This is a genomic window from Campylobacter concisus (assembly GCF_003048595.2).
GTDB classification, from domain to species: Bacteria; Campylobacterota; Campylobacteria; order Campylobacterales; family Campylobacteraceae; genus Campylobacter_A; species Campylobacter_A concisus_L.
Genome location: NZ_CP049270.1, coordinates 1529732 through 1541344, shown reverse-complemented (window position 1 = coordinate 1541344; position 11613 = coordinate 1529732). Strand labels below are relative to the sequence as shown.

The following is an 11613-nucleotide window of genomic DNA, read 5'->3' as shown; positions in this document are numbered from 1 at the left end:
TGATTTTTAGTTTGTGTAACTTTCAAGTTTTTCATAATCAATTATTAAAAACTCGTGTGGTGTGATCTTTCTTATGATGTCGTCTTTTATAAGCTCATTAAATGCAGTTGAAGCGCTTTGGCGTTTGAGCCCCACAAAGCTTGAGAGTACCTTTAGAGAAAATGGCAAAAATATGTAGTGATATCCATTTTGTTTTAGATCCTGCTCCTTTGCAAGCTCGATCAAAAAATTTGCAATCCTGCCTTTTGCATCTTCAAAAAGTATGGATTTTATGATCTGACGTTGCACGATGATGGCGTTTAACGCCGCTTTTAAAATTTCATCTACAACATTTACATTTGATAAAATTTCACCTATTTTGCTTAAGTTTATGGAGTAAATTTTTGCGTCTTCTAAAATTTCAAAAGCACAATTATCATCAAGAACAGCAATGTTGTTTGCTTCCAAACGGTAAAGGATAAATTCTTCCCCATCTTCAAAAAACGAAAGCTTTGCACAGCCACTTTTTAAAATGATGATTTTGATCTCTTCTGCGTAGATAATGCTTGTTTTTGGAAGGTTTTTGTACTCAAATTTATCAAGCTCGGCTTGAGTTAGGATATCTAAAATTTGTGTTTGCAAAAGACCTAAACGTGACTTTTTCATGATTCTCCCAAAAGTAGTTTTGGATTTTATCTTAGAAAGTATTTAATCAAGTTGAAATTTTTGCTTTTTAATTTTTAAATTTCAATAATTTTTAAAAATAGTATTAATTTTTAAAAGAAGATTGCATAAAATGCAACCAAATTTTTAAAAACCATGAAGTTTTTTTAGATTTTCATCTATAAGTTTTTTATGTCCATCTTTTGTTACACTGACGTAGGTCGCGATGGCGCTTGTGACATGTATAGTCTCTCTAAAACCACCGTCATTTAGCCTCAGCGCAGTTACTTCTATCTGTGTTGTTATCGATGTTTTGCCAACTGCGATGATCTTTGCGTAGCAGCTTAGCACATCGCCAACAAAGACAGGTTGCTTGAAAATGATCTCTTTCATAGAAATCGTCACAACGCGTTCAGGAGAAATTTCTCTTGCAGCTTGTGCACCTGCAAGGTCGATCTGACTCATTATCCAGCCACCAAAAATATTTCCAGCTGAGTTTGTGTCCTTTGGCAACATAACTTGTTTTATGCGTGGCTCACCAAAATCCTTTAAAATATCCATTTTTTGCCTTTTAGATGTTAAAATTTTTGGTTGATTGTAGCAAATTTTAAGGCTTTATGCTAAAATCTTGCAACTTCAGGGGATGAAAAAATGAACGATTTTAAAAGATTAAATGAACTCACAAAAGAGCAAAAAAATAAGTTAAATGCTATTTATAAAAATTTAGACGATGATATCATAAACGAGGCTGTTAAAATTGGTGCTCTTGCTGGCACACCAAGCCAAAAACTAGCTCTTGCAAGAAGGATAGTAGATCTTAAAGTAGATCCGCTTCAAAATGAGCTAAAAAAACTAAATCTAGGCGAAGACGAGCAAAAACGAGTGCTAAATTTAATGTATGGTTACGTTAGAAATTTATATGAAAATCTGCACGCCAAGCTTTTAGAAAAGGCCAAAGAAGAGAAAATTTTAGATCAGTTTAATCAAGCCTTTGTGCAGGCTATGCACGAGCTTGGACTTAGTCTAAATGCGTGGCAAATTTCATGGCAGGATCGTATTATCGACACTACAAACAAAGAGTTTGAGGCTAAATTTAAAGATCTAAGCCAGGCAAATGAGTTTATCACTAAAAACGGCTTATTTCAGTGCGACGCTAGTGGCGCTAGGGCTGATAGAACGTATGGCGCGGTAGTAAAAGAAGGTGATAAATTTAGCTTTTTGCCTTACGCACTTGCTTTTAAAGATGAGGTGAGAGAGCTTAAAAGCGTTTTTACTAAAAATCTTGAAATTTTAACAAATTTAGCCAAAAACGATGAGCAAAAATCTTACGTAAAATACCTCGAAAAGCTACAAAACGCCTTTTGTGAAGAGGATAATGCAAAGGTGATAAATGCTTGGCAAGAAGCCGAGATAGCGTGGATGGATGTAAAAGGCGCACTTCAGCCAGGCCATCCGCTAGAGTACTACGAGGATGCCTACACGCACGCAGTCGCGCTTGAGTGGGATATTAGGCTGGTTGATAGCGAGGGCATAGATGAGCTTAAATTTAAAGAAAAAGTGGCAAAAACTTATAAGAGCGTTTGCGAAAAGGTCAAATTTGATAACGCCGAGACAAATAAGGCAGTTAGTGAAAATATTGCTAGAACGCAGCTTTATATAAGCGTGCCGATGATCTATTACGCAGCGGAGCTAAACGGACTTTTTAGCGCTCAAGTCGTGCCAAACGATGAAAGTGTGAGTGCAAAATGTGGTAAGAAAATTTTTGCCTTTGTAAATCACGTCTATGAGGGGGCAAAAGCAAAGCCTTTTATGAAGCTTGGGGCTGAAATTTTTAGTAGGGAATTTTTGGATTTTGGTAGGGAAATTTTATTTTTAAAGCCAAAAATTTGGAAAAAAGTATATGAAATTTCAACGATCGGCCATGAGTTTGGGCACATTCTCTTTATCGGACTTGATACTGAGATGAGTATGAATAAAAGCGGTGTTTTTAAATTTATAGAAGAGTATAAGGCGACGACTGGCGGGCTAGTAAATTTTTTCTTGCACGAAGAGGCGGAGTATAAAATGGCCGTCTTTCATGAGCTAATAGCTCGTGCTGTTGGGCTTATCGCGTGGCGAAAGGTCGATGAGGTGAGGGCTTATTACTGCGAGGGACTCATACATCTTAGCTTGCTTTTTAGGGCTGGCGTGCTTAAATTTGACGGCAAGCTAAGCGTGGATATGAGCGAGCAAGCTTACGCTAAATTTAAAGAAATTTGCTTAGAAAACTACTACGATCTAGCGCAAACATACGCTAAAAAAGTTGATGCGAGCACGTTTTTGGAGAAATTTTGCCAAAAAGATGAACTAAGCTATCTACCAAAAGATGAAGAGTGCAAGAAATTTGTTGAGCATTTTTACGCTAGATACGAAGCTATCGGCAACGACGTCGATGATAGTGGCGAGTGGCAAAGATGGCAAAGTTTAGCCAAAAAGGTAGAGAAAGATATATAAAGACGGAACATGATAAGTAAAATAAGCAACGAAAATCAAGTATCTTTTGTATTTATGTTGATACTTTTTTGTGTATATGTTGTTAGTTATTTTATTGCTAGTGGTTTTTATGAAGACATAATTACTACTCTATTTGATTTTATGATCACATTATTTATCTTTTTAAAGCTAAAAGAGACAAGAAATTTAAAAACATATTGGATATATATATTAATAGGCCTTACTTGTTGGGTAGCATCAGACACTATGTGGATGCTATATGATAAGGTTGATTTTCTTAAACAATTTCTTTCTAAAGTCAATTTTATACAAATTTCATACGTAGTCTCATATTTTATGTTTGCATTTTCTGCTTTTTACATTTTGATCAAAAATTTGAAAAATTTATTTTTAATGCAAGTGTTTGTGGACTCAGTTTCTATTTCTGCAATATATTTTAGTTTTATGTGGTTTATGATTTTTAATAGAAATTTAACTCAAGTTTTAAGCCAAAAAGATTTTTTTAATCTAAGTTACATCGCCATAGATTTATTTATGTTTTGTAGTTCATTTATTGCATTTTTTTCACTTAAATTTTCAAAAAGAAGACTATCTATACTTTTATGCTTGATAGCGCTTATTGCAATAAGCACTTATGATATTTTTACCACTACAATGGATTTTTGGATAGATGAAATATCCTTTTTTGGATACGACATTGTATTTAAGAGTTCATTTTTTATGTTGTTTGTTGCTACGCTTCATTTAAGAGAGGGTGAGGCAAATCTAAAATTTAGGGCGCTCAGAAATGATTTTGATAAAATTTTAATACAAAAGCTATTTGTTTTCGCTGCATTTTTGACGATTATGATCTTGTACTCTTGGAAGATAAATTTGACATGGTTATTTTCTATTTTAGTTACTTTGCTTGCATACGGGGCATTATCTTATACATTTTCTAACGTTAGAAAGATGGATATTTTAATTAAACGTGAAATACATATCAAAAAAGTATTAAATAATCAGATAGAAAGTAAAGTAAAAGAGCTTGAAGAGACAAATAGGCACCTACAAAGGATCAGTAAATATGATTATTTGACAAATGCTCTAAATCGCCAGTATTTTATTGCAAGGCTTGAAGAGATGATAAAGTCAAAGGCACTTGGCGAAAAGATAGATATTTATAGTATTGACATAAACCATTTTAAAGCGATAAATGACTCGTATGGGCATTATATCGGCGATGATGTAATAGCAAAGTTCGCTTCAAATATTGAGTCAATATTGCCACCAAACGATTCCTTATTTGCAAGGTCTGGTGGAGATGACTTCATCGTTGTTGTCAAGCAAAATGAAAATGTACATTGCAGAGAATTTTTGCATTATCTACTAAAATCTATTTCAGAGCCAATAGTTATAGATGATTATAAAATTGTACTTGATGCGAAAATAGGGATTAGCTCGACACAAACTAGTGAAATTTTGGCTGATGATTTTATCATGCAATCAGAAGCAGCACTAGAAGCAGCAAAGAAAGATGCATCTGAAAAGTATGTTTTTTATAGTGATATAAAAAGCATTATTCAGGATAGAAACTACATAGAAATATTGCTAAATAGCATAAGCTTTGATGAAGAATTTGAGCTAAAATTTCAGCCCCAGTATCTAATAGAAGGTAAAAAAATAGTAGGAGCAGAGGCTCTTGTTAGGTGGAACTCTCCTATAAAAGGTTCGGTAGATCAATCAAAATTTATCCCAATAGCTGAACAAAGTTCTATTATCAATGCGATAGGAAAATGGGTGGCAAAAAATGCTATAAAACAAATGGCCTTTTGGAATGAGAAATATAATACAAACCTAAAAATAGGCATAAATATCTCACCAAAACAGATTGATAATATAAATTTTGCATCTAAATTTTTAAGCTATATAGATAGATACGGCATCGATCCATCTTGTGTAGATGTTGAGATCACTGAGGCTAGCCTTGTAAATGCCGAAGAGATGATGCAAAGTGCGTTATCTGAGCTTTCAAATAGAGGAATTTGTATCTCAATAGATGATTTTGGCACAGGCTTTTCATCGATGAGTTACATCAAAAAATATCCTATGAGTCGCCTAAAGATCGCTAAAGAGCTGATAGATAATATTGCTAAAAATGATATAGATAAAGACGTGGTAAAAAGCGTTATAGCTTTGGCTAAAAATGTGGAGCTAAAGACTATTGCTGAAGGCGTCGAAGATGAAACCCAGCTTGAAATTTTAAGAGAGCTTGGATGCGATGAGGTGCAAGGGTATCTTTGGGGCAAGCCAATGAGTGCAGAGGATTTTGAAAAGCTTATAATAAGCGCTATTTAAGCACACTATTTGCGCTAAAATTTTCAAATTTCAAAATATCTTTATGGCAAAGTTTAGCCAGCTCATTTATCATTTTTGAACTAGTTTCATCTTTTGGGATTATTAGATGAATTTTTTCTTCTAAAAAAATGATAAAAATATTTTTGAGTTCATAAATTTCACTAACTTTATTTAGGTCAAATTTTTCATTTTCTTTGGGTTTGTTTTCATAGTAAGCCAGAAATTTCTCATTTACTTCAAAATTCATTTGCTTTTGAACATATGAAATTTCAATTCTTTTTAATGCAGCTATGCGACTTCTTTTTAAAAAAATAGGATAAAAAATGATCCAAAATATAGCAAAAACAGCTCCGATAACAGTAAAAATTTTACTTTTTAATAGCATATCAGCAACAAAACCAGCTATGATGGCTTCAGTAAATATCATAAAAGTGTTTATAAAATACTGCTTTCTTGCCGCCTTTGAGAAAAATAAGATAAAAGATTTATAATCTATTAAATTTTGTCCATTTATGACGATATTGCACTTCATAAGATACCTTTGTGAATTTTAAAATTTTTTGGGAAATTATAACCAAAAGCAAAGTCAATTTTTGTATAATTTGGACTATTTCTTAGGAGAGGGACACTATTTTTTTAATATCAAAATCATCTATAACTGGCATGCGAAAATGGATCTTAGTTGCAGTTGTAGCGCTATTCGTATTTGCACTATTAGCATCTTTACTAGACTATAATCTAATTGGAAAAATATCTATTTTGCTTAGTTTCTTTATGATAACTTTTGGCATTTATACTTCAATGGATAAAGTAAAAACCAAAATAACGCATTGGCTTGCAATATGTTTTGGTGTTTTTTTATGGTCTATTTGCGATGCATTAATGGTGTTAAATCAAGATATACTATTGCGGGCTCATAGTTCTTATGCATATCTTGATGTGTTTTTTATGTTGCCGATGATATCTATTTTAGCTGGCGTTAGTATATTTTTGTATTCAAAATTTGCAGCCAGTCAAGAGAAATTAGCCATCATTATGGATAGCATAAGTGTCTTTTTTTTAATAGTAATTTTAATATATGGTATTTTTGATGAAGTAGATATCTTATCGATGATAAATAATAGATCAAATATCGTTTTTCTCTCTATTGTAGCCATAAATTTTCTTATACTTTTTATCACTTTAAGTGAGATTTTTACAAGCAGCTTGCTTCATATAAAAATTAGTGGCTTTTACCTTATATCAGCTAGCATTTTATTTACGATGCTAAATTTATTTATTTTCTATAGTCAGATCTCAAATGTAAATTTTGGCCATAAAATAGATTTTTTATATATCGTTCCATTCTTTTTCTTGATGATAGGAGCTTTTCATTTAAAAGCCCAAAACGAATATGTTACAAATACCGATAAAGATATCTCAATAGGATCAAAATGGCTACCAATAATAATAGTTTTACCTTTGCTATTACAAGAAGATCTAACATCTTTTAGCGCACTTATCTCACTATTTATCTTGGTTGTAAACGCTATTGTTAATTACTACGTTAAAAGCTCTATCGCAAGTAGAAAAATATTAGATTATGAGAGAAATCTTCATAGAGAGATGGAAAAGTCGATGCATGAGCGAACCAATGAACTTATGCTCGCAAATTTAAGACTTCAAGATATGTCTGAGAAAGACTATCTAACAGATCTTGGCAATAGAAATTTTATAGTAAATGAGCTTGAAAGAATGTGCAAAAGCATCTCTGAAGATGAGGAAATCGCGGTTTATTATATAAATTTAAGCCGTTTTAAAAGCATAAATACATCTTACGGGCACGAAATAGGCGATAGAATTTTAAAATTAGTTGCAAAAAGGATACTTGAAGTTTGCAATAGACAAGAGGCCATAGCAAGGATTAGTGCGGACGAATTTATCGTATTAGCAAAAATGGAGGTAAATAGTCATACAAAACGCGTAAATCTTGGTATTGCCTTAAAAGATGCTATTGAAAAACCAATTCAAATAGATAGATATCACTTTGGGCTTAAGTGCATAATAGGCATAGACGTAGCAACAAAAAATAGCACGGCAAATCCAAGAAATATTATAAAAAATGCAGATATGGCAATGTATTACGCCAAGAAAAATCCAGCTTTAAATCCTATGGTTTATAGCGATAAAATTAGCAATGAAATGCACTTAAGCTCAAGTATCGAGATCGCGCTTAAAAAAGCTAATTTGCAAGAAGACCTTCATGTGTATTTTCAACCAATATTTGATCTAAAAATCGAAAAAATGATCTACGCGGAGATTTTTTTATATTGGAAATCAGAAAAATTTGGCTTGATGGAAGCAAGCAAATTTATGAAAGAGGTAAATGTAAATAGCGATATTTTAAACGATATTTGCTCGCTTTTAGTTTCAAAGACCATAGAGTATGTAGATAGATGGCAAAAAGAAAAACTCTTGATACCAAAAATAAGTATAAATGTTGCACAGATTCAAAGTAAATCAGAAAAATTTGTTTTAGATTTTATTTCTAGCTTACGCTCGTATCATATAAGCCCGGAGCTTTTTGAAATAGAATTTGGCGAAGAAATATGGACAAATAATACTAAGACGCTCGATAAAATTTTTTCTATTCTTAAAGAAAATAATATAGATGTTTGTATAGATAATTTTGGCTCTGGATATACTTCATTTATTTATATTAGAAAGTACGGTGTTAAGCGTATAAAAATAGCAAGTGAATTTGTTGCTCAAGCATCAAATAGCAAAATAGATGCACAAATCGTATCTGCAATTATTGATTTAGCAAAGGCAATGAAGATAAAAGTTGGCGCAAAAGGCGTAGAAAAAGAAGAAGATATTCATTTCTTAAAAGAGCTTGATTGTAATGAAGTGCAAGGACTTTTCCTATCTCGTCCTATGAGTGCAGAAGAATTTGAAGACCTTGTAAGACAAGATCCTCAAATGATAGCTAAAGTTTAAATTTCAGCCTTTATCTCTTCGTTTGATTTTACGACCATACCTGAGCCATGGATTACGCTTGGAACACAACTGGTGCAGATATCAACTTCTTCGCCATTTTTATGAGCGTGGATAAAAACTGCATTTGTATCATCACTGCTTTTTAGCCCGCAAACATTGCAAACCACTAGATCTTTTTCTCTCATTTTTTCTCCTTTGAAATTTTTGCTTATTTTAGCTCCTAAATTTTATACATAAAATGATTTAAGTCAAGCTTGCCTCGTGGCATTTAATAATTTTTTGTTATAATCCTTTAAAATTTTAAAAGGCCTAAAATGAATGAAAGAACGATTATTTTAGAGATGTTAAAGATGCAGCAGAGCCTAAATGACGAGACAAATGGGCTTGGCTGGGAAAATGGTTATACTAATAAAAATAAACTAATCAGCTGGAGGCGTTGCATTTATATGGAGTGCGCTGAGCTTATAGATAGCTTTGCTTGGAAGCACTGGAAGAGCATCGATGCTAAGACTGATGAGCAAAATTTACGCATAGAAGTTGTTGATATCTGGCACTTTATAATGAGTCTGGCTTTGCAAATTTATAAATCAAAACAGCTTGGAGACATAGAAACTTTAGCTGATGATATTTGTCAATCAAGCGGTTTTAGTGAGTTTTGTAAAGAGCCACTAAAGATCGAAGACGAGAGCATTTATGAGATAATGAATGACGTTGAAATGCTCATACATGAGTGCAGCGGGTTTGACTACGATATATTTGATATTTTAAAAATTTACTTCTCTATGTCTTTAAAATGTGGCGTAAATTTATACTCACTTTATGAGTGCTACATCGCTAAAAATGTGCTAAATCGCTTCCGTCAAAATAATGGCTACAAAGAAGGCAGCTATAAGAAAAATTGGAACGGACGCGAAGATAATGAAGTGATGAGTGAAATTTTGTCAAATGGCGTTAGTAAGATAGGTGAAATTTACGCCGCACTTGAGCTTGAATATAAAAAGGTGAAATGATAAACCTTCTTCGCCTTGGTTTTAAAGACTTTTTTACAGCCAAATTTATAGCGCTATCCATCTTGCCGCTTCTCCTTAGCATCGTCTGCCTAGCTTGGCTTAGCATCTGGGGCGGCGGTGAGATATTTGACCTTTTAAGTGATAGCGCTAAAAACGAAAATTTTGCCTTTTTAGAGCCAAACTCGGCGCTCTCTTTTATCGCTATTAAAATTTTAAGCTTTAGCGCCACAAAATGGATAGTTAGCATACTTTTTTATATTTTGAGCACCTTTTTAACGATCATCATTAGCATCGTGATCGCTCTAGTCGTAGCTAGCTTTTTAACTCCAGTTGTTACTAAAGAGATAAACAAAAGGCACTACAACCACGTGTTTAAAAGCGAGGCTAGCACGGCTAGAGTGCTAAAGGTGATGATGATTGAGATCATGAAATTTCTTGTGATATTGCTCGTTTGCCTACCTCTTTTATTTGTACCAGTCTTAAATTTTTTCATCATCAACGTGCCATTTTTTTATATCTATTACAAACTTTTACTGATAGACGTTGGCTCAAACACTCTTGATAGTGATAAATTTGAGCTAGCACTGCTTGAAGGTGGCGGGATAAAATTTATAGCTTTTACGCTTTTGTTTTATCTCATCTCGCTTGTGCCACTTGTGGGACTATTTTTTCAGCTTTATTTCGTGATAGTCTTGTCGCACCTCTTTTTTGAGAAAGAAGCACTTATAAAAATTTAGAGCCAAAAGGCCCTAAATTTACGCATAGTAAGATACTTTGTTGCTCTCGTCAAGTAAGGTATCAAATAGCCTTTTTGTGGCACTTAGTAGATTTTTATTAGCATCATTTTTAGCCAGAAGCTCGTCAAACATCTTTAGCATATTGTCATTTATGAAATTTTTGTGATTTAGATCTTTTGCGTCAGGCAACATCTGCTTGATCTTGTTTGAAAGATCACTTATGCTTTGGCTGCTACCCGCGATCTTGTCGCCCTCTTTGACGTTTTTCATAAATTCATCAACTTGTGGGCGAATTTGCTTCATCGCCTCTTCGATCTCTTTCATATCTTGCTCGTCTATGCCGTTTCCTTTATATAAAAACTCATAGCCATATTCGTGCGTGAGAGTAAGACTTCTTTGGCTTGAAGTACCATCTTTCTGGCTTGAAAACTCCAAACTTTTGTTGTCATACATCGAAAAGCTTATCTCATCGCCCGAGCTAGTCTTCATCGAAAAGCTCATGTTGTTGTAGCTTCCTTGAGAGTAGAAATTTGTTTGCATTTTTAAATCCTTTTGAGGCTAAATCGGCAAAATTTTAATTTCATAAAGCAAAATTTTGTAAAATGCGTCAAAAAAGGACGGGCGATGTGTTGTTTTGGGACTAGGATCTTTTTGCTGATGCTTATCACTGTTTTAAGCTTCGTTTTTGCTAGAGTTTGCCCAGTTTTGCCAGTCGTTGGCTACTACTTGATACTTGCAAATTTGCTTGCCATTTTGATGTTTTCATTATTTTTTAAAGGACTTTTGCCAAGCTTTGTAAAGGTAAATGCGATCCACTATTTTTCGCTAATTGGTGGCTTTTTAGGAGCATTTTTAACGATGTTTGTTTTTAAAAAAGTTGCAAAAGATAAATTTACTCTAATAGAGCTTATTATTTTTACGCTTTGGGTGCTGATAATCGCCGTAGTCATCTTTAAATTTCAAGCCATTCTTGACATTTTTAGGGTAATTTAGATGGATGAGAGGATAGTAAAATTTTTAAAAAAGATGCATCTTGCAAGTGTTTGCGCCATCGATGATGATGGGCAGCCTTACGCTTTTAGTGCATTTTATACCTTTGATGAGCTAAATTTTAGCCTTTTGTTAGCTAGCTCTGATGATAGCTCACATGTTAAATTTTTAAAAAACTCAAAGCTTGTTGCTGGTACGGTCGCTCTTGATACAAAGATCGTTGGCAAGATAGAGGGCGTACAGTTTCAAGGAGTGATGAGCGAGGCTAGCGCAAGTGAGCGAGAAATTTACTTTAAAAGATTTTTTTATGCAAAAGCGATGGATCCAAAAATTTGGTGCATAAATCTTGAAAAGCTTAAATTTACTAGCAACACTCTAGGTTTTGGCAAAAAGATAAAGTGGGAAAGAAGCGATAAAATTTAGAC

The 11613-nt window shown here is 33.5% G+C and carries 12 protein-coding genes; 7 read left to right on the top strand and 5 right to left on the bottom strand.

What is annotated here, in order from left to right:
• Positions 1-6 precede the first annotated feature (6 nt).
• Positions 7-645 (bottom strand): Crp/Fnr family transcriptional regulator, encoded by a 639-nt coding sequence (locus CVT15_RS07785; protein WP_103577084.1) that lies wholly within the window; start codon positions 643-645, stop codon positions 7-9.
• A gap of 144 nt (positions 646-789) precedes the next feature.
• Positions 790-1203 (bottom strand): acyl-CoA thioesterase, encoded by a 414-nt coding sequence (locus CVT15_RS07780; protein ID WP_103576496.1) that lies wholly within the window; start codon positions 1201-1203, stop codon positions 790-792.
• A 90-nt stretch (positions 1204-1293) separates the two neighbouring features.
• Between CVT15_RS07780 and ciaB the strand changes: the two genes are divergently transcribed.
• Both ciaB and CVT15_RS07770 read left to right on the top strand, forming a co-directional pair.
• Positions 1294-3135 (top strand): invasion protein CiaB, encoded by a 1842-nt coding sequence (gene ciaB, locus CVT15_RS07775; RefSeq protein ID WP_103576497.1) that lies wholly within the window; start codon positions 1294-1296, stop codon positions 3133-3135.
• Positions 3136-3144: 9 nt separating this feature from the next.
• Positions 3145-5472: an EAL domain-containing protein gene (locus tag CVT15_RS07770; protein WP_107898030.1), complete on the top strand. Its 2328-nt coding sequence runs from the start codon at positions 3145-3147 to the stop codon at positions 5470-5472.
• Here CVT15_RS07770 and CVT15_RS07765 read toward each other — a convergent pair.
• A complete protein-coding gene (locus CVT15_RS07765; RefSeq protein ID WP_107898031.1) occupies positions 5465-6004 on the bottom strand; it encodes a hypothetical protein in 540 nt (179 codons plus the stop codon). The genes CVT15_RS07770 and CVT15_RS07765 overlap by 8 nt on opposite strands.
• 269 nt (positions 6005-6273) lie before the next feature.
• Between CVT15_RS07765 and CVT15_RS07760 the strand changes: the two genes are divergently transcribed.
• The gene (locus tag CVT15_RS07760; protein ID WP_230853921.1) at positions 6274-8451 is read left to right on the top strand and encodes an EAL domain-containing protein; all 2178 of its coding nucleotides are present in this window, start codon (positions 6274-6276) and stop codon (positions 8449-8451) included.
• Here CVT15_RS07760 and CVT15_RS07755 read toward each other — a convergent pair.
• Positions 8448-8636 (bottom strand): hypothetical protein, encoded by a 189-nt coding sequence (locus CVT15_RS07755; RefSeq protein ID WP_021091806.1) that lies wholly within the window; start codon positions 8634-8636, stop codon positions 8448-8450. The genes CVT15_RS07760 and CVT15_RS07755 overlap by 4 nt on opposite strands.
• Before the next feature lie 129 nt (positions 8637-8765).
• Between CVT15_RS07755 and dut the strand changes: the two genes are divergently transcribed.
• The gene (gene dut / locus CVT15_RS07750; RefSeq protein ID WP_103576651.1) at positions 8766-9461 is read left to right on the top strand and encodes a dUTPase; all 696 of its coding nucleotides are present in this window, start codon (positions 8766-8768) and stop codon (positions 9459-9461) included.
• Positions 9458-10198 carry an EI24 domain-containing protein gene (locus CVT15_RS07745; protein WP_103576650.1) on the top strand — a complete coding sequence of 247 codons (741 nt, stop codon included), beginning with the start codon at positions 9458-9460 and terminating at the stop codon, positions 10196-10198. The genes dut and CVT15_RS07745 overlap by 4 nt, the downstream gene beginning before the upstream one ends.
• An 18-nt stretch (positions 10199-10216) precedes the next feature.
• On the opposite strand, the gene CVT15_RS07740 is transcribed toward CVT15_RS07745, so the two are convergent.
• A complete protein-coding gene (locus tag CVT15_RS07740; RefSeq protein WP_103576649.1) occupies positions 10217-10738 on the bottom strand; it encodes an ATP/GTP-binding protein in 522 nt (173 codons plus the stop codon).
• An 84-nt stretch (positions 10739-10822) separates the two neighbouring features.
• Between CVT15_RS07740 and CVT15_RS07735 the strand changes: the two genes are divergently transcribed.
• Together CVT15_RS07735 and CVT15_RS07730 are read left to right on the top strand one after the other, a co-directional pair.
• Positions 10823-11191 (top strand): L-arabinose ABC transporter, encoded by a 369-nt coding sequence (locus tag CVT15_RS07735; protein ID WP_230853920.1) that lies wholly within the window; start codon positions 10823-10825, stop codon positions 11189-11191.
• The gene (locus CVT15_RS07730; RefSeq protein ID WP_107898033.1) at positions 11192-11611 is read left to right on the top strand and encodes a pyridoxamine 5'-phosphate oxidase family protein; all 420 of its coding nucleotides are present in this window, start codon (positions 11192-11194) and stop codon (positions 11609-11611) included.
• The last annotated feature ends 2 nt before the right edge of the window (positions 11612-11613 follow it).